General features: G+C 67.7%; 23 protein-coding genes and 1 pseudogene. 14 read left to right on the top strand and 10 right to left on the bottom strand.

The genetic code is table 11. The features are described from left to right. Positions 1-359 precede the first annotated feature (359 nt). The 9 genes and pseudogenes from AB2M62_RS06755 to AB2M62_RS06795 all read left to right on the top strand — a co-directional run bounded on the left by AB2M62_RS06755 (position 360) and on the right by AB2M62_RS06795 (position 10,719). Positions 360-2,014, top strand: a pseudogene (locus AB2M62_RS06755) (electron transfer flavoprotein-ubiquinone oxidoreductase). Beyond that, positions 1,983-3,569, top strand: a complete 1,587-nt coding sequence (locus AB2M62_RS06760; protein WP_404338735.1) for a tetratricopeptide repeat protein — start codon at positions 1,983-1,985, stop codon at positions 3,567-3,569. Before AB2M62_RS06755 ends, AB2M62_RS06760 begins: the two are co-directional and overlap by 32 nt. Further along, positions 3,566-4,387, top strand: a complete 822-nt coding sequence (locus tag AB2M62_RS06765; protein ID WP_404339837.1) for a 4-(cytidine 5'-diphospho)-2-C-methyl-D-erythritol kinase — start codon at positions 3,566-3,568, stop codon at positions 4,385-4,387. The genes AB2M62_RS06760 and AB2M62_RS06765 overlap by 4 nt, the downstream gene beginning before the upstream one ends. A 147-nt stretch (positions 4,388-4,534) precedes the next feature. After that, entirely contained in the window at positions 4,535-5,263 is a 729-nt protein-coding gene (locus AB2M62_RS06770; protein ID WP_404338737.1) for an enoyl-CoA hydratase/isomerase family protein, read from the top strand. Next, on the top strand, positions 5,256-5,969 hold the full coding sequence (locus tag AB2M62_RS06775) for an N-formylglutamate amidohydrolase (RefSeq protein WP_404338739.1): 714 nt from the start codon (positions 5,256-5,258) through the stop codon (positions 5,967-5,969). The genes AB2M62_RS06770 and AB2M62_RS06775 overlap by 8 nt, the downstream gene beginning before the upstream one ends. 32 nt (positions 5,970-6,001) lie before the next feature. Beyond that, the gene (ilvD, locus tag AB2M62_RS06780; protein ID WP_404338741.1) at positions 6,002-7,723 is read left to right on the top strand and encodes a dihydroxy-acid dehydratase; all 1,722 of its coding nucleotides are present in this window, start codon (positions 6,002-6,004) and stop codon (positions 7,721-7,723) included. Continuing rightward, positions 7,704-8,129 carry a hypothetical protein gene (locus AB2M62_RS06785; RefSeq protein ID WP_404338743.1) on the top strand — a complete coding sequence of 142 codons (426 nt, stop codon included), beginning with the start codon at positions 7,704-7,706 and terminating at the stop codon, positions 8,127-8,129. Before ilvD ends, AB2M62_RS06785 begins: the two co-directional genes overlap by 20 nt. After that, a complete protein-coding gene (locus tag AB2M62_RS06790; RefSeq protein WP_404338745.1) occupies positions 8,126-9,529 on the top strand; it encodes an NAD(P)H-hydrate dehydratase in 1,404 nt (467 codons plus the stop codon). Before AB2M62_RS06785 ends, AB2M62_RS06790 begins: the two co-directional genes overlap by 4 nt. After that, entirely contained in the window at positions 9,520-10,719 is a 1,200-nt protein-coding gene (locus tag AB2M62_RS06795) for a class I SAM-dependent RNA methyltransferase (RefSeq protein ID WP_404338747.1), read from the top strand. The genes AB2M62_RS06790 and AB2M62_RS06795 overlap by 10 nt, the downstream gene beginning before the upstream one ends. Here the strand turns inward: AB2M62_RS06795 and truA are convergent. Both truA and fmt read right to left on the bottom strand, forming a co-directional pair. After that, positions 10,710-11,450 (bottom strand): tRNA pseudouridine(38-40) synthase TruA, encoded by a 741-nt coding sequence (truA, locus tag AB2M62_RS06800; protein WP_404338749.1) that lies wholly within the window; start codon positions 11,448-11,450, stop codon positions 10,710-10,712. The two genes, AB2M62_RS06795 and truA, sit on opposite strands and share 10 nt — an antisense overlap. Beyond that, a complete protein-coding gene (fmt, locus tag AB2M62_RS06805; protein WP_404338751.1) occupies positions 11,447-12,349 on the bottom strand; it encodes a methionyl-tRNA formyltransferase in 903 nt (300 codons plus the stop codon). The genes truA and fmt overlap by 4 nt, the downstream gene beginning before the upstream one ends. Before the next feature lie 53 nt (positions 12,350-12,402). Between fmt and recR the strand changes: the two genes are divergently transcribed. The 3 genes from recR (at position 12,403) to rmuC (ending at position 15,043) form a co-directional block, all read left to right on the top strand. Next, positions 12,403-12,999 (top strand): recombination mediator RecR, encoded by a 597-nt coding sequence (gene recR / locus AB2M62_RS06810; RefSeq protein WP_404338753.1) that lies wholly within the window; start codon positions 12,403-12,405, stop codon positions 12,997-12,999. Positions 13,000-13,046: 47 nt separating this feature from the next. After that, a complete protein-coding gene (def, locus tag AB2M62_RS06815; RefSeq protein ID WP_404338755.1) occupies positions 13,047-13,574 on the top strand; it encodes a peptide deformylase in 528 nt (175 codons plus the stop codon). 68 nt (positions 13,575-13,642) lie between these two features. Further along, complete coding sequence (rmuC, locus tag AB2M62_RS06820) at positions 13,643-15,043, top strand: DNA recombination protein RmuC (RefSeq protein WP_404338757.1); 1,401 nt, start codon at positions 13,643-13,645, stop codon at positions 15,041-15,043. A gap of 3 nt (positions 15,044-15,046) precedes the next feature. Here rmuC and AB2M62_RS06825 read toward each other — a convergent pair whose 3' ends face one another. Then, a complete protein-coding gene (locus AB2M62_RS06825; RefSeq protein WP_404338760.1) occupies positions 15,047-15,817 on the bottom strand; it encodes a hypothetical protein in 771 nt (256 codons plus the stop codon). Positions 15,818-16,015: 198 nt separating this feature from the next. Between AB2M62_RS06825 and AB2M62_RS06830 the strand changes: the two genes are divergently transcribed. Continuing rightward, positions 16,016-16,702 (top strand): tetratricopeptide repeat protein, encoded by a 687-nt coding sequence (locus tag AB2M62_RS06830; RefSeq protein WP_404338762.1) that lies wholly within the window; start codon positions 16,016-16,018, stop codon positions 16,700-16,702. A gap of 6 nt (positions 16,703-16,708) precedes the next feature. Here AB2M62_RS06830 and AB2M62_RS06835 read toward each other — a convergent pair whose 3' ends face one another. From AB2M62_RS06835 to AB2M62_RS06865, 7 genes are all read right to left on the bottom strand, one after another. Beyond that, positions 16,709-17,404, bottom strand: coding sequence for an META domain-containing protein (locus AB2M62_RS06835; RefSeq protein ID WP_404338764.1), 696 nt, complete (start codon positions 17,402-17,404; stop codon positions 16,709-16,711). Between the two features lie 73 nt (positions 17,405-17,477). After that, on the bottom strand, positions 17,478-18,278 hold the full coding sequence (locus tag AB2M62_RS06840; protein ID WP_404338766.1) for a TrmH family RNA methyltransferase: 801 nt from the start codon (positions 18,276-18,278) through the stop codon (positions 17,478-17,480). Positions 18,279-18,310: 32 nt separating this feature from the next. Beyond that, positions 18,311-18,583 (bottom strand): HPr family phosphocarrier protein, encoded by a 273-nt coding sequence (locus tag AB2M62_RS06845; RefSeq protein ID WP_404338768.1) that lies wholly within the window; start codon positions 18,581-18,583, stop codon positions 18,311-18,313. Further along, entirely contained in the window at positions 18,580-18,987 is a 408-nt protein-coding gene (locus AB2M62_RS06850) for a PTS sugar transporter subunit IIA (RefSeq protein WP_404338770.1), read from the bottom strand. The genes AB2M62_RS06845 and AB2M62_RS06850 overlap by 4 nt, the downstream gene beginning before the upstream one ends. 16 nt (positions 18,988-19,003) lie before the next feature. Next, positions 19,004-19,924: an RNase adapter RapZ gene (gene rapZ, locus AB2M62_RS06855; RefSeq protein WP_404338772.1), complete on the bottom strand. Its 921-nt coding sequence runs from the start codon at positions 19,922-19,924 to the stop codon at positions 19,004-19,006. Further along, positions 19,921-21,498: a stimulus-sensing domain-containing protein gene (locus tag AB2M62_RS06860; protein ID WP_404338774.1), complete on the bottom strand. Its 1,578-nt coding sequence runs from the start codon at positions 21,496-21,498 to the stop codon at positions 19,921-19,923. Before AB2M62_RS06860 ends, rapZ begins: the two co-directional genes overlap by 4 nt. Further along, positions 21,467-22,174, bottom strand: a complete 708-nt coding sequence (locus tag AB2M62_RS06865; protein ID WP_404338776.1) for a response regulator — start codon at positions 22,172-22,174, stop codon at positions 21,467-21,469. The genes AB2M62_RS06860 and AB2M62_RS06865 overlap by 32 nt, the downstream gene beginning before the upstream one ends. Before the next feature lie 123 nt (positions 22,175-22,297). On the opposite strand from AB2M62_RS06865, the gene AB2M62_RS06870 reads away from it, so the two are divergent. After that, positions 22,298-22,798, top strand: a complete 501-nt coding sequence (locus tag AB2M62_RS06870) for a hypothetical protein (protein WP_404338778.1) — start codon at positions 22,298-22,300, stop codon at positions 22,796-22,798. Positions 22,799-22,827: the final 29 nt, after the last annotated feature.

Genomic DNA, 22,827 nt, shown 5'->3' on the forward strand with positions numbered 1-22,827 from the left:
GGGCGTCCTCGCCCAGTCGCCAGGCGATAAACTCGGCCAAGCTATCGGGCAGGGGGGCCTGCGCCGGTTCCGCTACGGCGGGCACGCTCGGCGCGGCCTCGGCGCGCGGCGCCGGGCGCGCGAGCCAGTCGCGCACATCGTCGTCGACCAACGTGTCGACACCGGCCTCGCACCACCAGTCGAGCGCGCTCGCCGCGATCTTCTGCCAGTCGTGGATCGGTTCCGCCCCCATACCCGTTATTCAAATCCTAGTTGACGCCGCGGTCAATCTGCCTCCATCCCCGGCCGGATGGACCGTTGCGGAAGCGCGACGACAAGCGTGCGCGGCGTCTTCAAACGAGATTTGACGAGGATTTGCAATGAGTGAACGGGAGTCGATGCCCTATGACGTCGTGATCGTCGGCGCGGGCCCTTCGGGTCTTTCCGCGGCGATCCGGCTCAAGCAACTGGCTTCGGAGGCCGGGAGCGAGCTCTCGGTGTGCATCCTGGAAAAGGGTTCGGAGGTCGGCGCGCATATCCTATCGGGCGCGGTGGTAGATCCGCGGGGGCTCGACGAGCTTTTGCCCAATTGGCGCAACCAGGATTGCCCGCTGGCACGCACCCCGGTGACCGAAAACCATCACTGGATCCTCAGCGAGAAGGGCAAGTCGAGCTTCCCGAATTCCTGACCCCGCCCTATCTCCACAACAAGGGCACCTATACCGGCTCGCTCGGCAATTTTTGTCGCTGGCTGGCGAGCCGCGCCGAAGAACTCGGCGTCGAGATCTTCCCCGGCTTCGCCGCGGCAGAGATCCTCTACAACGACGATGGCAGCGTGAAGGGCGTCGCCACCGGCGACATGGGCGTCGCGCGGGATGGCACCCACAAGCCCGACTACCAGCCCGGGCTCGAGCTCCATGCGAAATACACCTTCTTCGCCGAGGGCGTGCGCGGGCATCTGACCAAGCAGCTCCAGCGCCAGTTCGACCTGTGCCGCGATGCCCAGCCGCAGATCTACGGCATCGGCATCAAGGAATTGTGGGACGTGGATCCGGCCAAGCACGTTCCCGGCAAGGTGATCCACACCCAGGGCTGGCCGCTCCAGGAAGGCGAGGCCAATGGCGGGGGCTTCCTCTATCACCAGGCCGACGGCCAGGTCGCCTTGGGCTTCGTCGTCTGGCTCAACTACAAGAACCCCTATCTCTCGCCGTTCCACGAGATGCAGCGCTGGAAGACGCATCCGGAGATCGCCAAGATCTTGGGCGGCGGCAAGCGCGTCTCCTACGGCGCCCGCGCGATCAGCGATGGCGGCTGGCAGGCAGTGCCCAAGCTGGTGATGCCCGGCGCGGCGCTGATCGGCGACACCGCGGGCTTCCTCAACGTGCCGCGGATCAAGGGCACGCATACGGCGATGAAGTCCGGCATGATGGCCGCCGAGGCAGCCTTCGCCGCGGTCAAGGCCGGGCGGACCAGCGACGAACTGACCGCCTATACCGAGGCGTACAAGACGAGCTGGGTCGAGAAGGAGCTGCGCGGCGTCCGCAACGTGGCGCCGCTGGTCAAGAAGTTCGGCGATACCTGGGGCACCGTGCTCGCCGGCGTGGCGATGTGGATGGAACTGGCCGGGCTGCGCTGGCCCTTCACGATGAAGCATCATCCCGATCATGAGAGCCTGTGGCACGCCAGCGCGGCCAAGCCGATCGACTATCCCAAGCCCGACGGTGTGCTGACCTTCGATCGCCTCTCCTCGGTGTTCATCTCGAACACCAATCACGAGGAGGATCAGCCGGTCCATCTGACGCTGAAGGACCCCGATATCCCGATCGACTACAATCTGCCGGTGTACGCCGAGCCCGCGCAGCGTTACTGTCCGGCCGGCGTATATGAAGTCGTAGGGGAAGGCGATGATCTGCGGTTCCAGATCAACGCGCAGAATTGCGTGCACTGCAAGACCTGCGACATCAAAGACCCGACCCAGAATATCAACTGGGTGGTTCCCGAAGGTGGCGGCGGTCCCAATTATCCGAACATGTAGCGCCGCGCTGGCGCTGGTGCTCTCGGCGCCGGCCTGGGCGCAGGGCGATCCCGCTGCCTATGTCCGCGCCCGTGCCGCCGATGCGGCGGGCTCGGCGCAGGCCGCGGCGCAGGGCTATGCCCGCGCGCTGGCAGCGGCACCCGACGATCAGATCGTCGCGATGCGCGCCTATCGGCAAGCGTTGACGGTGGGCGATTATTCGCTCGCCAGCCGCGCCGCCGCGGTGATGGTGCGCGCCGGCATGGCACCGCCCGACACCGCGATCCTCGCCTTTGCGATTGCGGTCCACGCCCGGAATCTTGCCGGGGCGAATGCTGCGGTCGACCGGATCGCCAGCGGCCCGCTCGATTTCCTCGCACCCGGGCTGCGCGGCTGGCTTGCCTATGATCGCGGCGAGGATGCCGTCGCCCAGCTCGATCAGGCTAAGGGCAGCGCGCTTGCCCGCCGCTATACCGAGCGCCATCGCGCCCTGCTGCTCATCGCCTCGGGCCGATCGAGTGAGGCGGTCGTCGCGCTGGCGCCGTCGCTGACCGCCGAGCCGGACACCGATCTGCGCATTGACGCTGCCATGTTGCTGGCCGGCTCGGGCAAGCGCGATCCTGCGCGCGCGTTGCTCGCCGGCACCGACCAGTCGCTGCGCCAGCTCGGCAAGGCACGCGCGAGCGCCGCCTTTGGCGGATCTCGGCTGTTCGTCCAGCTTGCCGGCGACATTGCCGGCGAAGACATGCAGGCGCTGTCGATCCTGCTCGGCCGGGCGGCCTTGCTGCTCGATCCCGAGGAGGACCGCGCCCGGCTGCTCCTTGCCGAGGCCCTGTCGCAGGACGGCGCGGCGGATCTCGCGCTCGGCCTGCTCGGCGAAATTGGCCGGGACAGCCCGGTCGCGCGGGAGGCGGGCGCGGCCCGCATCGGCGTGCTCCAGCGGGCCGGCCAGGGCGAAGCGGCAGCCGTGGCCGCCCGCGCGCTGGCCGAGGGCAAGGGCGCGAGCCGCGACGGCGCCGAGCTTTATGGCGCGCTTCTCGGTGACCTTGGCCGCAATGACGAAGCCGCCGCTGCTTATGGCCGCGCGCTGGGCCTGGCGGGCGAAGCTGGCAGCTGGAAACTCCACTATCTCCAGGGCCGCGCCTATGATCGCGCCGGCAATTGGGCTGCCGCCCTCCCGGCACTGCGCCGCGCCGTCGCGCTCGCGCCTGACGAGGCAGCGCCGCTGCGCTATCTCGGCTATGCGCTGGTCCTGCGCGGCGAGGCGCTCGAGGAAGCGCAGCAACTGCTCGAACGTGCCAGCAAGCTCCGCCCCGAGGATGCCGACATTTCCAACTCGCTCGCCTGGGCCTATTATCGCCGCGGCGACGTCGCCCGCGCGCTGCCCTTGCTCGAACGCGCGGCCAAGGCCGATCCGGGCGGCGCGCAGGTCAACGAACATCTCGGCGACGCCTATTGGCGCCTCGGGCGCCGCTATGAGGCGCGCTATGCCTGGCGTGCCGCCGCGATTGGAGCCGAAGGCGATGCGACGGCGCGGATCGCGGGCAAGCTTGCCGGGGGCCTGCAGTCGAACTGATGATCGAGATCGCCCACGCCAAGCTCAATCTGGCGCTCCATGTCCGCGCGCGCCGCCCAGACGGCTATCACGAGCTCGAGACGCTGTTCGCGTTCGTCGACCATGGGGATGTCGTCGACGTGACGCCGGCCGAGGCCCCAGGGCTGACGATCACCGGTCCGTTCGGCGCGGCGCTTAGCGGCGAGGGTGACAATCTCGTCACGCGCGCTGCGGCGCGCTTTGCCGAGGCGTTTGGCGGCGGAGCGCACGCGATCCTGCTCGACAAGCGGCTGCCGGTCGCCTCGGGCATCGGCGGCGGCTCGGCCGATGCCGCGGCAACCTTGCGCGCGCTGGCCCGGCTTCATGGCGTCGCGCGCGATGATCCGCGGCTGTTCGCCATCGCCGACGCGCTGGGTTCGGACGTCCCCGCCTGCCTGCTCGAGCGCACCGCGCTGGGGCGGGGCAGGGGCGAGCAGCTCGCGCCGGTCGCGGGGATCGCCGGCACGCCGGTGCTGCTGGTCAATCCGGGCGTCGGCGTCTCGACTGCGGCGGTGTTCGAGCGCTGGGATGGGGTCGATCGCGGCGGGATCGGCACCGGGAACGTGCTCGATGTCGCGCTGGAAGGCCGCAACGACCTCGAACCGCCTGCACGAACGCTCGCCCCGGAGATCGACGACGTGCTCGACGCGCTCGCCGCCCAGCCTGGCGTGACGCTCGCGCGCATGTCGGGATCGGGGGCGACCTGCTTCGCGCTGTTCGACAGCGAGGCCTCGTGCGACGCGGCCGCGGCGCGCGTCGCGCGGCCCGGCTGGTGGGTCCAGCCGACAAGGCTGCTGTGAAATTTACCATTTCGCGAAAGCGTGCATTGACCGTCGCGGCGTTATTCCGGCGGCGCGGATCATTCGCCAGGAGCCGAACGTCCGCGCGTGGCCCGTCTCGGCGCGTCACAGCGTGACAGGCTCTGCCCGATCGGGCAGAGCCGTCACATGATCCGCCTCGCGCATGATGGACCTGTCGCCACGATAGCGCTGGCGCGTCCCGAAGCCCGCAATGCCCTGCCGATCGAGGCCTGGGACGCGCTCGCCGCTGCTACACAGGCGGTCGGCGATGCCCGTGCGGTGATCCTCCGCTCCGACGTCGCTGGCATCTTCTCCGCGGGTGCCGATGTCCGCGAATTCGAGCAGCTCCAGGCCGATCCGGCGCTCCGTCCGCGCTTCCGCACCGCGATGCGCACCGCGATCGAGGCGGTTGCCGCGCTGCCGATGCCGGTGATTGCGGCGGTCGATGGCGGCTGCTTCGGCGCCGCGGTCGCGCTGATCCTGGCGGCCGACATTCGCGTCGCCGGCGACAAGGCCGAATTCGCTACTACCCCTGCCAAGCTCGGCCTCGGCTACCCGCAGGAGGACGTCGCGCGGCTGATCAACCAGGTCGGGCGCGGGACCGCGGCGCTGATGCTGTTCACCGGCGACCGGCTGACCGCCGAGGAGGCCAAGCGCGTCGGGCTTGTCGAGCTTCGCGCCAAGCGCGCCGGCGAGACGGCACAGGGCCTGGCCGCGAACATCGCCGACAACGCTCCCGGCGCGGTGCGGCTGCTCAAGCGCACGCTCCGCGGTGGCGAGGGGCTCGACCAGGCCTTTGACGATTGCTTTGGTGGCGGTGAGTTTGCCGAAGGGCTCGCGGCTTTTCGCGCGCGGCGCCGTGCAGCCTATGTCTGAAGTATCGGAAATTATCGAGGGAAAGCAGCAGGATATTCTGCTGCTTTGTGATCACGCCTCCAATCTAGTGCCGCCGGATATCGATCTCGGGATCGATCCCGCGCTGCTAGATCTTCACATCGCCGTCGACATCGGAGCCGGGCCGCTGACTCGCCGCCTTGCCGCCAGCCTCGACGCGCCTGCGATTCTCGCCACCGTGTCGCGGCTGGTGATCGATCTCCACCGAGAGCCCGATCATCTCGGGTTGATCCCGCATCGGAGCGACGGCCACTGGATCCCCGGCAACGCAAGCGTCGATCGCGCCGCGCGGATCGCGCGCTTCCACGCGCCCTATCACCGCCTTCTCGCCCGCCGCATCCGCGCGCAACGGCCCAAGCTCATCCTCTCGATCCACAGCTTTACCCCGCGTCTAGAGCAGGACGGCAGCGATCGCCCCTGGGAGGTAGGCGTGCTGTACAATCGCGACGCGCGCGCCGCGCATCCTGCGATCGATTGGCTGCGCGGGCAGGGGCTGGTGACCGGCGACAACGAACCCTATTCGGGGCGCCTGCTCAACGCGACGCTCAATCGCCACGCAGAGGGGAACGGCATCCCATCTGTAGCGATCGAGGTCCGCAATGATCGGATCACGGACGCCGCCGGGGTGGCGCGGTGGAGCGCGATTTTAGCAGGGATGACAAAAAGTTTGCGCAATAGTCTTGCGTAGATCGCGGCGTTTGCGCAATGGCCTGTCGCACCATGACCCAGACATTCGACAAGTCCAAGCTTCCCAGCCGCCATGTTTCCGTCGGCCCCGAGCGTGCCCCGCATCGCAGCTATTATTACGCGATGGGCATTCCCGAGGAGGACATCGCCAAGCCGTTCGTCGGCGTCGCCTCGGCGGGTAACGACAGCGCGCCGTGCAACATCACCCTTGACGCGCAGGCCGATGTCGCCCGCCAGGGCGTGATCGCCGCGGGCGGGCTGCCGCGCCGGTTCAATACGATCACCGTCACCGATGGCATTGCGATGGGCCATCAGGGGATGAAATCCTCGCTGATCAGCCGCGAGGTCATCGCCAATTCGGTCGAACTCAGTGTCCGCGGCCATTGCTATGACGCGCTCGTCACCTTTGCCGGCTGCGACAAGTCGCTCCCCGGCATGATGATGGCGATGCTCCGCCTCAACGTGCCGTCGATCTTCGTCTATGGCGGCTCGATCCTGCCCGGCCGTTTCCATGGGCGTGACGTCACCGTGGTCGACGTGTTCGAGGTCGTCGGCCGCTATGCTGCCGGAACGTGCCCGCTCTCCGAAGTCCATGAACTCGAAAAGGTTGCCTGTCCCGGTGCCGGTGCCTGTGGCGGCCAATATACCGCCAACACGATGGCCTGCGTTGCCGAGGCGATTGGTTTGTCCTTGCCGAACAGCAACATGGCGCCTGCACCTTATACGAGCCGTGAGCAGGTGGCGCACGCGGCCGGGGTCCAAGTGATGGATCTAATCGCGCGAAACTTGCGCCCGCGCGATATCTGCACGCGCGAGGCGTTCGAGAATGCCGCGCGCGTGGTCGCCGCCACCGGCGGCTCGACCAACGGCGCGCTGCATCTGCCAGCCATGGCGCACGAGGCCGGGATCGATTTCGACCTGTTCGACGTCGCCGAGATCTTCAAGACGACGCCCTATATCGCCGACTTGAAGCCCGGCGGCCGCTATGTCGCGAAGGACATGTATGAGGCTGGCGGGGTCTATATGCTGATGAAGACGCTGCTCGCTGGCGGCTTCCTCCATGGCGACTGCATGACCGTCTCGGGCAAGACGCTCGCCGAGAATATCGACCAGGTTACCTGGAACCCCGACCAGAAGGTCATTTATGACGTCAAGACGCCGCTGACGCCCACCGGCGGCGTCGTCGGCCTGCGCGGCAGCCTGGCGCCCGACGGCGCGATCGTGAAGGTCGCCGGCATGCATCGCCTCCAGTTCGAGGGGCCGGCGCGCTGCTTCGACTGCGAGGAGGAATGCTTCCAGGCCGTCGAGAATCGCGAGATCAACGAAGGCGAAGTGCTGATCATCCGCTATGAAGGCCCCAAGGGTGGCCCCGGCATGCGCGAGATGCTCTCGACCACCGCCGCGCTCTATGGCCTCGGCCTCGGCGAGAAGGTCGCGCTGATCACCGATGGCCGCTTCTCGGGCGGCACGCGCGGCTTCTGCATCGGCCATGTCGGACCCGAAGCGGCCGAAGGCGGCCCTATCGCGCTGGTCCAGGATGGCGACATCATCAAGATCGACGCCGAAGCCGGCACGATCGATCTCGACGTTCCCGAAAACGTGCTCGCCGAGCGGCGCGCCAAGTGGCAGCCGCGCGTCAACGACTATCAGTCGGGCGCGCTCTGGCGCTATTCCCGAAATGTGGGGCCGGCCTATAAGGGCGCGGTGACACATCCGGGAGCCAGCGCCGAACGCCATGTCTACGCGGACATCTGAGAAGCGCTTCTCGGTCCCATCCTGCCTGTTCGTGCCGCTGCTCCTCGGGGCATGCGGCACGCAATTGCCCGACAAGCCGGCCGAAGCGCGCAAGGTGCGTGGCGAGCGCGCGATCGCCGAATTGGAAGGCAAGATCGAGTGCGTGCCTCCCGGCGCGCCCGCCTATGGCTATGTCTGCGCGATCGAGCGCACCAAGACGCAGGACGGCCTGTTCCTCACGCTGCGCCATCCCGATGGTGGGTTTCGCCGCCTGCTCGTCACCAGTGACGGGCGCGGCGTCATCGCCGCGGATGGCGCCGAGCAGGCGGTGGTGCGCCCGATCGGCACCGATCTGATCGAAGTCGCGCTGGGCGAGGCGCGCTACCGCTTGCCTGCAACGGTCCGCCAGCCCAAGGCGCCGCAATGACCGTCGCCGATGCCCCCATTGTTACCGCCGCCGCAATGCGGGCGGCGGAGGAGGCGGTGTTTCGCAGCGGTGTTTCGCAAGACGAAGCGATGGAACGCGCCGGCGCCGCGGTCGCGCGCGAGGCGGCGCGGTTTGCGCTTGGCCGGCCGATCCTGATCCTCGCAGGCCCTGGCAACAATGGCGGCGATGCCTATGTCGCGGCACGGCTTTTGAAGGCATCGGGCCATGACGTCGTGCTCGTCGCCACCGGCGCGCCCAAGCCGGGGGCGGCCGAACGGATGCAGGCGCAATGGCACGGCCCGACCAGCTCGCTTTATGCCGCACGCCCGCGCCCGGTGCTGATCGACGGACTGTTCGGCACCGGCCTTGTCCGCCCGCTCGAGCGCGGGCTGGCGGCAGTGTTCGCCGATCTTGTCGCCCAGGCCGAGTTTGCCCTGGCGATCGATATGCCCTCAGGGATCGACAGCGACACCGGCGCCGATCTCGGCGCCCCGCGCGGGATCGACCTGACGGTGGCGCTGGGCGCGCTCAAGCCAGGCCACCTCCTCGATTGCGGGCTGGAGCGCTGCGGCAAGGTGGTGCTCGCCGATATCGGTATTCCCGTGGACACGCGCTGGCGCACCGTCGCGCGGCCCAGCCTCGAACGGCCCGGCCAGCACAGCCACAAATACAGCCGCGGCCTGGTCGCCGTGATCGAGGGTGCGATGCCCGGCGCGGCTCGGCTCGCGGCGCGCGCGGCAATGGCGGGCGGAGCGGGCTATGTCGTGCTCGCTGGCACCGAGCCATGGAGCGGCGGCCCCGACGCGCTGGTCCGCCGCGGCATCGCGCTGCCCCAGGATCTCGCCGAATTCCTCGATTGGGAGCGGATCGACGCTGTCGTGCTCGGGCCCGGGCTCGGGCGCGATCGGCGTGCCGAGGCGTTCACCCAAGTCGCGCTCGATTCGGCCAAGCCGCTCGTCGTCGACGGCGATGCGCTGACACTGCTCGGATCCAGCGGGGCCGCGCGGCTGCGCACCCGCGCCGCCCCGACCTGGCTTACCCCGCATGCCGGCGAGTTCGACCGGATGTTCGCCGGCGAAGGCGACAAGATCACGCGTACCCTCGCTGCCGCCGCCGATGCCCATGCGACGATCGTCCACAAGGGTGCCGATACCGTGATCGCTTCGCCCAAGGGCGATGTCCGCATCCTCGCTGGCGCCTCGCCCTGGCTTTCGACCGCGGGGACCGGCGACGTGCTCGCCGGGCTTGTCGCAGCGCAGGTAATTCAGGGCGGGAAGGGCGTTGCGCCCGCGGCTGCGGCGACCTGGCTCCATGCCCGCGCCGCGCGCCACGCCGGCCCGGCGCTGATTGCCGACGACCTCATTCCCCATATTCCGGAAGCGATCGACGAATGCCTGTAAGTGACGAGATCGTGCGCGTGGCCGCGCGGGGCGACGGCGTCACCGCCGATGGCCGCCACGCTGCTTTCGCCGCCCCGGGTGACAGGCTGACCGCCGACGGCACGGTGCTGCCCGGACCGCATCACCAGGCGCCGCCGTGCAAGCACTTTCCCCAATGCGGCGGTTGCCAGCTCCAGCATCTCGACGATGCCAGCTGGGGCCAGTTCATCACCGATCGCGTCGCTGGGGCGCTCGCCGCGCAGGGGCTCGACGCCGAGATCCGCGTGCCCCTTCTTTCCCCGCCGCGCACCCGTCGCCGGGCGACGCTCCATGCCGAGCGGCGCGGGCGCCAGGTGCGCATGGGGTTTACCGGGCAGGGTACCCACAATCTCGTCGATCTCGAGGAATGCTGGGTGCTCGCGCCCGAATTGTTCGCACTGGTCGCGCCGTTGCGCGGTCTGCTCGCCGCGCTGATCCCGGGCAACCGCCGGATCAACGTCCATCTCGCCCAGACCGATGTCGGCGCTGACGTGCTGATCGACGGGCTCGACGCTGCGGGGCTGGCCGCCGCCGAAGCGATCACCGCCTTCGCCCAGCGTCACAAGCTCGCGCGCTTTTCGATCGACGAAGGTTTCGGTGCTACGTCGCGTTGGGAGCCTGATCCGGTAACGGTGACGCTGGGCGGTGTGGCGGTGCCGTTTCCCGCTGGCAGCTTCCTCCAGGCGACGCCCGAGGGCGAAGACGCGCTGGTCGCCACGGTGCGGGAAGCGGTCGGCAGTGTGCTCACGGTCGCCGATCTGTTCGCCGGGCTCGGTACCTTCACCTTCGCCTTCCCGCGCGCCAAGGTCTACGCCGCGGAAGCGGCGCGTGATGCTCTGTTCGCGCTCAAGGCCGCAGCCGGTCAGGCCGGACGCGCGGTCTTTGCCGATCATCGTGACCTGTTTCGTCGGCCGGTGACGGCAAAGGAACTCGCCAATTTCGGCGCGGTCGTCCTCGATCCACCCCGCGCCGGCGCGCGCGAACAGGTCGGCGAGATTGCAGCCTCAACCGCGCCGGTTATTGCCTATGTATCCTGCAATCCCAGCACCTTTGCGCGCGATGCCGAGACTTTGTGTAAAGGTGGCTACCGGCTGGATTGGATCCAGCCGGTCGGGCAATTCCGCTGGTCGACGCATGTCGAGCTGGCTGCCAAGTTCAGTCGTCAGGGATAATCGGCGCGCAGGAAGTAGAGCCCGTCCGAGGGCGCGTTGAGCCCCAGCGCCGCACGGTCGCGCGCTTCCAGTGCGCGGGCGACGTCACTGACGGCCCATTTGCCGTCGCCGACCAGCGCCAGGCAGCCGACCATCGAGCGCACCTGGTGATGCAGGAACGAGCGTGCCGATGCGCGGACCAGTAGCCGATTGCCCTCGCGGGTCACGTCGAGCCGGTCGAGCGACTTGAGCGGGCTCGCCGACTGGCAATGGACCGAGCGAAAAGTCGTGAAGTCGTGCTGTCCGACCAGCGCCTGTGCTGCCGCGTGCATCGCCTCGGCGTCGAGCTCGGCGGCGATCCGCCAGGCGAGCCCCTTTTCCCAGGTCAGCGGCGCGCGTCGGTTGACGATGCGATATTCATAATGGCGTGCAAGGCACGAGAAGCGGGCGTGCCAGTCGTCGGGCACTTCGACGCAATCCACGATCGCCACCGGGTGGGGCCGCACCCGCGCGTTCAATGCCTCCATCAGCCGGAACGCGCTGATCGGCCGGCCGATGTCGAGATGCGCCCGCATTCCGCTGGCATGGACGCCCGCATCGGTGCGCCCGGCGGCATGGACCACCACTGTCTCGCCGGTGACCGCGAACGCCGCCTCTTCAACGGCCTGCTGGATGCTCGGCCCATGGTTCTGGCGCTGCCAGCCCATGAACGGCCGCCCGTCATATTCGATGGTCAGCGCGAACCGCGTCAAAGCTGGCTTCCTGCCGGGATCGCGAAGCCGCGGAGCAATTCCTCCGCCGTCATGACGCCACGTCCCGCGCGCTGGACGCGGAGCGGGCGGATCGCGCCGTGTTCACATGCGATCGCAAGCCGATCGTCGAGCACCATGCCGGGATCTCCAGTGCCGGAGACGGCTTCGGCCGCATGGACGCGGAACCGCTCGCCCTGGAACTCGAAGAACGCCCCCGGCGCGGGGTTGAACGCGCGCACCTGGCGCTCGACCGCTTCGGCAGGCCGCGTAAAATCGAGCCGCGCCTCGGCCTTGTCGATCTTGGTGGCATAGGTCACGCCGTCCTCGGGCTGCGCCGACGCCGGATAGGCGTCGATATCGCCGAGCACCTGCACCATCAGCCGCGCGCCCAGCGCGCTCAACTCGGCGGTGAGCGCGCCTGCGGTCTTGTCGCCGATCGGGGTGCGACCCTCGAGCCGCACCGGCCCGGTGTCGAGCCCAGCCTCCATCTGCATGATGCCGACGCCGGTCTCGGCATCGCCGGCCAGGATCGCGCGCTGGATTGGCGCCGCGCCCCGCCAGCGCGGCAGCAGCGAGCCATGGACATTGAGGCAGCCGAGCCGGGGTGCGTCGAGCACGGCCTGGGGCAGGATCAATCCATACGCAGCAACCACCGCTACCTCCGCGTCCAGCGCGGCGAAATCGGTGAGCGCCCGCGGCTCCTTGCGGAAGGACAGAGGCGTGCGCACTGCGATCCCCAGCGCCTCGGCGCGGGCGTGGACCGGCGAGGGGGCGGTCTTGCCGCGGTTCCCCCGCCGCGGCGGCTGGCTATAGGCCGCGACGATCTCGTGCCCCGCCTCGACCAGCGCATCGAGCACCGGCACGGCGAATTCGGGCGTTCCCATGAAGACGATACGCATGGCGTCTCCTCAACCGCTTGGCAGCGGCATGTGCAAGCCCCTATGTCGTGGCAATGGCCTCTCCCGAGATCGAAGCACTGACCCAGGCCCTGTCGCGGCTGCCTGGCCTCGGCCCGCGTTCCGCCCGCCGCGCGGTGCTCCATTTGCTCAAGAAGCGCGAGACTGCGCTCGATCCGCTGCTCGCCGTCTTGGGCGCCGTCAGCCGCAACCTCAGCACCTGCAGCATCTGCGGCAATGTCGACACCGCCGATCCCTGCGCGATCTGCGCCGATCCGCGCCGGGATCTGCGGTCGCTCTGCGTCGTCGAGGAAGTCGCCGACCTCTGGGCGCTCGATCGCGCGCGGCTGTTTCCCGGCAAGTTCCATGTGCTCGGGGGGCGGCTCTCGGCGCTCGAGGGCGTGCGCCCCGAGGATCTGCGCGTCGACGGGCTCGTCCGCCGCATCGCTGCCGGCGGGATCGACGAAGTCGTGCTCGCGATGAACGCTACGCTCGAGGGGCAGACCACCGCGCATTATATCGCCGAGCGGATCGAGCAGTTTCCGGTCCGCGTCACCCAGCTCGCGCACGGCCTGCCGGTGGGTGGCGAGCTAGATTATCTCGACGAAGGGACGCTCGCCCAGGCGCTGCGCGCGCGCCGCCCGGTCGCCTGAGCATTCCCCTCCTTGCAGTAGGGCGCGGATTTTCCTAAATTTAGTCCATGGCCATCCTTCCCATCGTCGAAGTCCCCGATCCGCGCCTGCGGCTGATCTCCGAACCCGTTGCGGAGGTTACCGACGAGTTGCGCGATCTGATCGCCGACATGTTCGATACGATGTACGACGCGCCGGGCATCGGCCTTGCCGCGATCCAGGTCGGCGTCCCCAAGCGGGTGATCGTGATGGACCTGCAGGAGGAAGAGGACGAGGAGGGCAAGCCGATCCGGCATCCGCGCGTCTTCATCAATCCCGAGATTCTCGATCCCGCCGACGAATTCTCGGTCTATACCGAGGGTTGCCTGTCGATCCCCGAGCAGTTCGCCGATGTCGAACGCCCCGCGGAATGCCGCGTGAAATGGCTCGACGAGACGGGCGCGGCGCATGACGAGGTCTTCGAGGGCCTGCTCGCCACTTGCATCCAGCACGAGATGGACCATCTCCAGGGCATCGTGTTCATCGATCACCTCTCGCGCCTGAAGCGCGACATGATCCTCAAGAAGCTCAACAAGGCGCGCCGCGCCGCCGCCTGATCCAGTCGAATGCGGTTGCCACTATCGTCGGCAGCCGGTAAGTTCGCTTTCTGTTCCAGGAGGCTAGGTTGGACTCGCTCGCTCTCATCTTGATCGTCATTGGCCTGCTCGGCGGCATCGCGCTCGGCTGGTTCCTCGGATCGCGCGGCGTTGCGCAGGCGCGCGCCGATCGCGACCGGCGCGAGAACGACTTCAAGACGGCAATCTCCGACCTCGTCCTGGCCGAGGAGCGTGCCCGCGAAGTCCCGGCGCTGCGCGAGGCTGTCGACGGCCTCCGCGACGAGCGGGACACCGCGCGCCTCCAGCTGACCGAACTTCGCGCCAAGGCCGATGCCTTTGAGGAGCGGCTCGCCGAGTTCAAGGCGGCGCGCGACGCGATGACCGGCCAGTTCCGCGAAGCCGCCACGACGATGCTCGGCGAGACGCAAAAGGCGTTTCTCGAACGTGCCGAAGCGCGGTTCAACCAGGCCGGCGAGAAGAATGACGAGAAGCTGAAGGCACTGCTCCAGCCGGTGGAAACCACGCTCAAGCGCTATGAGGAGGGCCTGCAGCGCGTCGAGAAGGACCGCAACGACAGCTATGGCGTGTTGCGCGAGGCGATCACCGAAGTGAAGACGCAACTCGGCGAGACCCGCACCGAGACTGCCAAGCTGGTCAACGCGCTGCGCGCCGCGCCCAAGACGCGCGGTCGCTGGGGCGAGCAGCAGTTTCGGAACCTCATCGAAATTGCGGGCCTTTCCGGCCATGTCGATTTCGCGGCGGAAGTGTCGGTAGCGACCGAGGACGGCGCGCTGCGTCCCGATTTCATCATTCGCCTGCCGGGCGACCAGCAGCTCATCGTCGATGTGAAGTGCGTGCTCGATGCCTATATGACGGCTGCGGAAGCCACCTCGGCAGAGGATCGTCAGGCTGCGCTGCTCGCGCATGCCCGCGCCGTCCGCAACCACGCCGAGGCGCTGTCCCGCAAAGCCTATTGGGCGCAGTTCGAAAAGGCTCCGGATTTCGTCATCATGTACATTCCCGGCGACAATTTCCTGTCGAGCGCGCTCGAGGTCGACATGGAGCTCTGGGAGCGGGCCGCGCGCAATCGCGTGATTATCGCCGGTCCCTCGGCCTTCCTGCCGCTGGCGCGCACCGTCGCTTCGATGTGGCGCCAGCAGAAGCTCACCGAGGACGCGCGCGAAGTCGGCAAGCTGGGCAAGGAAATGTACGAGCGCCTTGCCACCGCTGCGACGCACCTCAAACGGGTCGGCGGCGGGCTCAACAGCGCGGTCGACAACTACAACAAGTTCGTCGCGAGCTTCGAGGGCCGCGTGCTCGTCTCCGCCCGCCGCTTCCAGGCGCTCAACGTCGATACGGGCAATGCCGAACTCGCTGCCGTGGAGTCCGTCGACGTCGTCGCCAAGGCGCCGGGCGTGGAATTGCTGCCCGCCGCGCTTGTCGACGATGCCGCGCAGGCGGCCGAATAGAGGTCAGCTTCCGGGCGGGTTAGGCTCCGGGGCCGAAAGGTTCGGCCTCGGGGTGCCCATTCGTGCCAAGGCTGGCGACGGGGTCTGCGCCGCCTTGGAGGCAATATATCCGGCATGGCTTATACCGATCAGCCAGACGACCTGGTCGCTGAGCGCTGGAAAATTGGCAAAGCGGCCGGCACGGCCCAGGCTGATGAACTCGGCGCCGATCAATATGGCATAGGTACCAATCACCACCAGCGAGACGAGGAATTGCTGGATCTTCGACAGATCGGGCGTGTCTGCCGTCTCGGCGAGGTCGCCGCGGAACAGATCGAGCCAACTCGCGTCTTCTGCCGCAGCTCTGCGGGCCAATGCCGCAGGGCTGCCCGCTTCCTTGAGCGACAGGATCGCCGGCGAGGCGACCAGCGACGTGGTCGAGATACCCATGACGATCAGCAGGTTCGGGTCGATGACGATGTCGAGTGCGTTGGCGCCATCGCCGATGAGGAGATTGTGCGCTGCTGCCGTGACCAGCGCCGAGAGCACGAGCACGGTCCACGCGGTCATCTGAAGCTTCGACAGGCTGATGCGGTTGCGCGGGCTGACCAGCACTCCGCTCCAACGATCGTTGATCGCCTTGCCTATGCAGCCGATCAACAGGCATATGCAGGCCAGATCGATGATCCAGGCCGCCAGATCGGTTGAAAAACGCCCCGTGACGAAGATGGTGTTCCCGACCGCCACGACGAGTGCCGAGGTGGCGATTGACGATATCGTCAGTTTCGATGCCATGTGCGCGATACCTTCGTCGAGATATTATGGGTACGCGGTGGTGGAACTGATCCAATGCTGCATCAAATTTTGGGATGTGTGCAACTTGTCTTTGCGCCAGATTGGCGGCTCCGCGCCGGTTTGCAGCGCCCGACCGATCTCGCGCTTGGAATGCGCCTCGGGGGGCGATAGCCTCGTCGGCGACTCGGGGGGGACGTCATGAACTTCGCACTCGCGCTTCTGCTCGCGGCCGCGCCGCTTGCCACTGCTGCGGCGCAAACCGCCGATCCAGGCGAAGACGCGCGCAATGCCAAGCTCGCCGAGGCGGTCACAGCGATCCAGTCCAAAGAGCCGCAAAAGGCGCTTGCCGTGCTCGATCCGCTGCTCGCCGACTATGCCAGCCTCTATGCCGGCGAGAAGCGGACGATGCTGTGCGACACCGCGCGCGCCGAGACCGCCGCCTATGCGCAACTGCCCGGCGGCAGTGCGGCGCGCCTGGTCGATAGCGGCTGGTGCATTGCGCTATGGGCCAAGGGGTTCGCGCTGATCGATGTCGACAAGCTCGACGAAGCCGTGCCCTATCTCGAGCGTGCCGCCGCGCTCTCGCCGCTCCACGCCCATTATCTCTCCGAGCTCGGCTATGCCTATCAGTCGCAGAAGAAATGGCAGGTCTCGTACGACACCTACGCCAAGGCCGCCGACGCCGCGAAGCGCCAGGACCTCGAGCAACGGAAGAAGTCGCTGCGCCGCGCCTGGTTCGGCATGGCCTACAACCTGGTCGAACTCGGCCGCTATGACGAGGCCGAGGCGCTGTTCAACAAGTGTCTCGAACTCGTCCCCGGCGACGAAGCCGTGCTTGCCGAGCTCGCCTATCTCAAGGAACAGCGCGCCAAGCCCAGGAGCTGATGCGTGTCAGCGGCGGGCCAGCACCAGCGTCTGGCCGTTCGCTGCGGTGACCACCAGCTTGCCCCCGCGATTGCTGCTCACGCTCAGCCGCTGGCCGATCAGGCGAAGCAGCCGCTGTTCTTGCGCATTCGCGCCACCTCCCACACAGGCGCGGCGCGTGCTGGCGAGCGGACCCGTCGTCAGCCGGCCGCGCACGAAGCGATAGCTGCCCGAAAAGCGGTTGCACCCGCTGTCGCCGCTGATCCGATCGCCGCGGAACTCGACGCTGGGATGGGTGCCGCGCAGAGGTGGGCGCCCGCCGATCGACTGGATGGTCCAGCTACCTTCGAGTAGCGAGGCGGGGGCGGGGGAGGCGACGGGTTCGCCGCCACAGCCCTTGTACACCCGGCCATCGACCTTCACGGTTACCGTATCGGCATAGGCCTCGCCCCGCATTCCGTCGTTGCAGCGCTGGTGGACGCTATTCACGTCGACTCGCCGCGTCTGCCACATCTCGCCGGCAAAGCCGTGGATCACACGGGGCGTCGCGACGCGCACCGGCTGGCGGCCGGGCGCTTCGAACTGCATCGTTCGCGCGCCGATCGTCAGCGTCCAGAAGGGCTCGTTGCCCGCCGCGCGATAAGGCTGGGCGTCGGACTGGGCCTGGGCGGGCATGCCGGCAAGCGTCAGCGTGGCGGCAAGGGCGATAAGCGAAGCACGCATCGGGAAACTCCTTCGCCGGCCGCGTTGCCTCTTCGCGGCTGAACCGAACATGGCCGTAACGAAAAGCTGGCGTTCAGCTGCGATGCTGGCTGAGCACTTCATAGGCCATCACCGCGGTGGCGACGGCGGCGTTGAGGCTGTCGGCCTTGCCGAGCATGGGGATCTTGACGAGCAGGTCGCACTCGGTGGCCATGAAATCGGGCATGCCCTGTGCCTCGTTGCCGGTGAGCAGGAAGGTCGGCGCCTGATAGGCTGGCGCCTTGTAATCATGCTCGGTATCAAGGCTGAGCCCAACCAGCTCGCCCGCCCCGGCGCGCAGCCACAGCACGAATTCGTCCCAGCTCGCCCGCGCCACCGGCACCGTGAACAGTGCCCCCATGCTCGCGCGTACTGCCTCGACCGAGAAGGGGTCGACGCAATCGTCGAGCAGGATCAGCCCGCCAGCGCCCACCGCATCGCCGGTCCGCAGGATCGTGCCGAGATTGCCCGGATCGCGCAGCCGCTCGGCAACCAGCCAGATCGGCGAGGCCATGCGATCGAGCGAGTCGAGCCGCCGGGTGAATTCGGGATAGACGCCGACCACTGCGCCCGGATTGTCCTTGCCCGAAAGCTTGGAGAGAATATCGGCATTGGTCTCGATCGCCTCGCCGCCGGCGCGCTCGGTCGCAACGACCAGCGCGCGGACCAGCTCGTGCCCCGCGCTTTCCTTCGAATAGAAGAGATATTCGGGGACCCGTCCGGCCTCGCGCGCCTCGGTCAAGATGCGCAGCCCCTCGGCCAGGAACAGCCCTTCCTCGCGGCGATGCTTCTTGTCGCGCAGATTGCGCACGCGCTTGATGAGGGGGTTCGAAAAGGCGGTTATCTCGCGAGGCATTGCCCGCCCTTAGCCGGTCGCACGCGGAAGGGCTATTCCTCGCCGAAGCGCGCCTCGACCAGTTCGACCAGCGCTTGCACCGCGCCCTCGGCGCCGTCGCCGTCGGCGCTGATCGTGATCGTGTCGCCGCGCGCCGCGCCGAGCATCATCAGGTCGAGGATCGAGGTGCCCGAGGCGCTCGATCCGTCCTTCTCGACGGTGAGCTCGACGGTCTGGCTGCTCGCCAGCGTGACGAACGCCATGCTCGCCCGGGCGTGCAGCCCGCGGCGGTTCTCGATCGTGACCGTCTGGCTGCAGCGGCTCACGCGGCGGCCTCGCCAAGCACCTCGGACGCGATGGTGATGTATTTGCGGCCCGCGTCGCGCGCGGCGGCGACCGCTTCGGTCACCTTCATCGTCTTGCGCGCGCTGCCCAGGCGGATCAGCATCGGCAGGTTGATCCCCGCGATCACTTCGATCTTGCCCGCATTCATCAGCGAGATTGCCAGGTTCGACGGCGTCCCGCCGAACAGGTCGCTCAGCACGATCACGCCGCGGCCTTCGTCGACGCGTGCGATCGCCGCGGCGATGTCCGCGCGGCGGCTTTCCATATCGTCATCGGGGCCGATGCAGATCGATTCGATCCGCTCCTGCTTGCCCACCACATGCTCCATCGCGACAACGAACTCCTCGGCGAGTCGTCCGTGCGTCACGAGCACCAAACCGATCATTCCTAACTCCGCCCCTTCATATGGTCACCGGGGCCCCTTCCAGCGAGTCCTGCGGCGCGGTCTGCAAATCGCGGTGCGTCACCGTGAGCGAAAATCCCTCCTCGCGCAACCGCCGGGCCATCCGCTCGGCGACATGAACCGAACGATGGCGGCCCCCCGTACACCCGAAGGCGACGGTAACATATGCTTTTCCTTCAGCCTGATAGCGCGGCAGCAGCAGCAGCAGCAGCCCCTCGATCTGCGCCATTGCCTGTCCATAAGCGGGATCGTCGGCGATATAGGCCGAGACATCGGCATCCCTGCCGGTGCCCGGGCGCAGCGTATCCACCCAATGCGGGTTGCGCAGGAACCGCATGTCGAACACCAGGTCCGCGTCGCGCGGCAGCCCGCGCGCGAATCCGAACGAGGCGATGGTGAGCACCGTTCCGCTGACATGGGGAATCGCGAAGCTCGAGCGGATCTGCTGGGCGAGATCGTTCGCGGTCAGGGTGGTGGTGTCGAGCAGGCGGTTGGACCAGCGCTTCAGCGGGTTGAGCAGCTCGCGTTCGCGGGCGATGCCGTCGCTCGCCGGGCGGTCCTGTGCCAGCGGGTGCCGCCGCCGCGTCTCCGAATAGCGGCGCTCCAGCTCGGCGCCCGCACATTCGAGGAACAGCGTGCCAACATGATGGCCGTCTTCGCTCAACTTCTTGATGCGGCGCACGATGCTCTCGGCGTCGAAGCCGCGCGTCTGGGTGCTGATCCCGATCGCCAGCGGGCGCTGGTCATCGCCGTCGGCGCCTTCGCCGGGCGGGGTATCGAGCAGCCGGTTGAGCAGCAGCAGGGGGAGGTTGTCGACGACTTCCCAGCCGAGATCCTCGAGCGTGCGCAGCACGGTCGACTTGCCCGCGCCGGACATGCCGGTGACGAGCAGGATGTTCTTGGGCGCGCGCCGGCTCACCCGTCGCGCTCCACCAGCGGAAGCCGCACCACGAATTGAGCACCGCCCAATCTGTCCTCCCGTGCTTCCACCGATATGCTTCCCTGATGGCCTTCGACGATGGTGCGCGCGATGGCAAGGCCCAGTCCTGAATGCTGGCCGAACGCCTCGCTCGCCGGGCGCACCGAGTGGAAGCGCCGGAAGATCGCCTCGCGCGCCTCTTCGGGAACGCCGGGGCCTTCATCGTCGACGCGCACCACCAGCGTGTCCCGCTCATTATAGGCCGCGACCGTGACCAGCCCGCCGCCAGGCGAGAAGGAAATTGCGTTTTCGATCAGGTTCTCGAACACGCGCTCCAGCCGGCCGCCTTCGCCCAGCACGCGCAGCGTCTCGCCGGCGCGACGGTCGAAGCGCAATCGCACCGCGTTTGCGACTCCGCGTTCCTCGCGCTGGAGGATCAACGCGGCGATCATCTCGCCGACATCGACTTGTTCGAACGTCGCGCGGCTCAGCTGGGCATCGAGCCGCGACGCCTCTGAAATATCGGTGATCAGCCGGTCGAGCCGATGGACGTCGTCCTGCACGATCGCCAGCAGCCGCGCCTGGAGCTCGGGATCCTTGACGCGCGACAGGCCGTCGACGGCGGAGCGCAGCGAGGCGAGGGGGTTCTTGAGCTCATGGGTGACGTCGGCGGCGAAGCCTTCGGTGGCGTCGATCCGCGCGCGCAGTGCCTGGGTCATGTCGGAGAGCGCGCGGGCGAGCAGGCCGATCTCGTCGCTGCGTTCCGGCAAACGCGGCACCACCACTTCGCGCGCGCGCCCCAGCCGCACGCGCACCGCCGCGCGCGCCAGCAGCCGCAGCGGCCGCACGATCGTCCGCGCGAGGAACAACGAGAGCAGGATTGATGCGATCGTGACCGCCAGCAGCACGACGCCCAGCCGAAGCCGTTCGACGCGCACCGTCTGGGTGATGTCGCGCGCATTGACCATGGTCATCACCACGCCAAGCCCGGTGATCGGCGCGGCGGCGGTGATCACCGGCGTGCGATCGGGGGCGCGCCACACCGTCGCCGGCGTGCCATGCGTTGCCCGCGCGACGCGCACATCGGGCCAGTCGAGCCCCTTATTGGGTGCGCGCTCGCGATAGAGCGGCACGCGATCGGTGCCGGCGACGGTGTCGATCGTCGCGTCGAGAAAGCGCGCGACTTCCTGATTCACCGGATCCTTATCGGGATCGCGCAGAACGACGTTGCGCAGGCCAAGCTCGCGGCTGTCGGCGATCAGCCCGCCACGCTCGTCGAACAGGCGGATGCGGCTGCCGGTGTCGCGCGCCAGGCTGAGCACCAGCAGATTGCGCCGCTCGTTGGTCGCCGAGGCAAGCGCCTGCGCAATCAGCCGCACTTCGCGCGTTGCCTGCTCGACGCGATAATCGACGATGCGGGCGCGATAGCTGTCGAGATAGGAGAAGCCGCCGCCGAGCAGCGCGAGCGCGAAGATGTTCACCGCGAGGATGCGCGGCGTCAGGCTGATCCGGCTCGACCAGCGCAGCGCGAGGTCGCGCTCGCTATTCGTCGGAGAAGCGATATCCGGCGCCATAAAGCGTTTCGATCGCGTCGAACTCCGGATCCACTTGGCGGAACTTGCGCCGCACGCGCTTGATGTGGCTGTCTATCGTGCGGTCGTCGACATAGATGTCGTCCTGATAGGCGGCGTCCATCAATTGGTTGCGCGTCTTGACGATGCCGGGGCGCTGCGCGAGCGTCTCGAGGATCAGGAACTCGGTGACCGTCAGCGTCACGTTCGATCCGCCCCAGGTAACGCGGTGGCGCGCCGGGTCCATCACCAGGCGCCCGCGCTCCAGCGCTTCGGCAGGCTCCTGCGGCTCGCCCTCGGCGCTTGGCTGCGCGCTTTCGGTGCGGCGCAGGATCGCGCGGATGCGCGCGATCAGCAGCCGCTGGCTGAACGGCTTGGCGATATAGTCGTCCGCGCCCATCGCCAGGCCCAGCGCCTCGTCGAGTTCGTCGTCCTTGCTGGTGAGGAAGATCACCGGAATCGCGCTTTTCTCGCGCAGCCGGCGCAGCAGCTCGAGCCCGTCCATCTTGGGCATCTTGATGTCCAGCACGGCAAGGTCGGGCGGATTCTCGATCAGCGCCTTCAGCGCGCTTTCGCCGTCCGAATAGACGCGGGTCATGAAGCCCTCGGTCTGGAGGGCGATCGAGACCGAGGTCAGGATGTTACGGTCGTCATCGACCAGTGCGATCGTGGCGCTCATGCGAACGTGCGGACGTGGCTCAGAAACATCACTGGGAGGGACTAGACCAAAGTTCCGGTCGGCTCAATCGGCTGACGACGTTAACCTGGATTGATCCGCAGCCGTGTCGAGAGGGAGACGGACATGTCGGCGATCCCCGGCTGCTTGGACAAGGCGGCCGTCCCACCTAAACTCCGGCCGATGAGCGATTTCGAACCCCGCCGTTTCGCGACCGATGCCGAGATCATCCATCTCGGTGAAGGGTTGCTGGCGTGCCGGCTCGGCAAGGAAGAATGGACCCACGAGGCCCATCTCGCCGCCAGCCTCTATCTCCTGAGCGAGCGCCCGGACGTCGATGTGGATGCGGAGATTGGGGGGATTATTGCACGCTTCAACGAAAGCGTCGGCACCGTGAACGACGATAGCGGCGGTTATCATGCGACGATCACCCGCAGTTATGTCGCCGGGATTCGAGCTTTTTTGCGATGCGCGCAGGAAGAGACGCTGGTTGCCCGCGTCAACGCTTTGCTCGCCTCGCCGGCCGGGCGGCGCGATTGGCCGCTCCGTTTCTACAGCAAGGCTCGCCTCTCCTCGGTCGCTGCGCGGCGGCAATTCGTGGAGCCCGATCGCGCAAAGTTGCCGTGACGCGGTGCACAAAATCAATTGCAACCCAC

Source organism: Sphingomonas sp. MMS12-HWE2-04 (assembly GCF_044881185.1).
Classification (GTDB): Bacteria; Pseudomonadota; Alphaproteobacteria; order Sphingomonadales; family Sphingomonadaceae; genus Sphingomonas.

Coding starts and splice junctions, on each gene's coding strand:
- AB2M62_RS06770 (WP_404338737.1), top strand. CDS start 4,535: ATGATCCGCCTCGCGCATGATGGACCTGTCGCCACGATAGCGCTGGCG.
- AB2M62_RS06775 (WP_404338739.1), top strand. CDS start 5,256: ATGTCTGAAGTATCGGAAATTATCGAGGGAAAGCAGCAGGATATTCTG.
- ilvD (WP_404338741.1), top strand. CDS start 6,002: ATGACCCAGACATTCGACAAGTCCAAGCTTCCCAGCCGCCATGTTTCC.
- AB2M62_RS06785 (WP_404338743.1), top strand. CDS start 7,704: ATGTCTACGCGGACATCTGAGAAGCGCTTCTCGGTCCCATCCTGCCTG.
- AB2M62_RS06790 (WP_404338745.1), top strand. CDS start 8,126: ATGACCGTCGCCGATGCCCCCATTGTTACCGCCGCCGCAATGCGGGCG.
- AB2M62_RS06795 (WP_404338747.1), top strand. CDS start 9,520: ATGCCTGTAAGTGACGAGATCGTGCGCGTGGCCGCGCGGGGCGACGGC.
- fmt (WP_404338751.1), bottom strand. CDS start 12,349: ATGCGTATCGTCTTCATGGGAACGCCCGAATTCGCCGTGCCGGTGCTC.
- recR (WP_404338753.1), top strand. CDS start 12,403: ATGGCCTCTCCCGAGATCGAAGCACTGACCCAGGCCCTGTCGCGGCTG.
- def (WP_404338755.1), top strand. CDS start 13,047: ATGGCCATCCTTCCCATCGTCGAAGTCCCCGATCCGCGCCTGCGGCTG.
- AB2M62_RS06825 (WP_404338760.1), bottom strand. CDS start 15,817: ATGGCATCGAAACTGACGATATCGTCAATCGCCACCTCGGCACTCGTC.
- AB2M62_RS06830 (WP_404338762.1), top strand. CDS start 16,016: ATGAACTTCGCACTCGCGCTTCTGCTCGCGGCCGCGCCGCTTGCCACT.
- AB2M62_RS06835 (WP_404338764.1), bottom strand. CDS start 17,404: ATGCGTGCTTCGCTTATCGCCCTTGCCGCCACGCTGACGCTTGCCGGC.
- AB2M62_RS06840 (WP_404338766.1), bottom strand. CDS start 18,278: ATGCCTCGCGAGATAACCGCCTTTTCGAACCCCCTCATCAAGCGCGTG.
- AB2M62_RS06850 (WP_404338770.1), bottom strand. CDS start 18,987: ATGATCGGTTTGGTGCTCGTGACGCACGGACGACTCGCCGAGGAGTTC.
- AB2M62_RS06860 (WP_404338774.1), bottom strand. CDS start 21,498: ATGGCGCCGGATATCGCTTCTCCGACGAATAGCGAGCGCGACCTCGCG.
- AB2M62_RS06865 (WP_404338776.1), bottom strand. CDS start 22,174: ATGAGCGCCACGATCGCACTGGTCGATGACGACCGTAACATCCTGACC.
- AB2M62_RS06870 (WP_404338778.1), top strand. CDS start 22,298: ATGTCGGCGATCCCCGGCTGCTTGGACAAGGCGGCCGTCCCACCTAAA.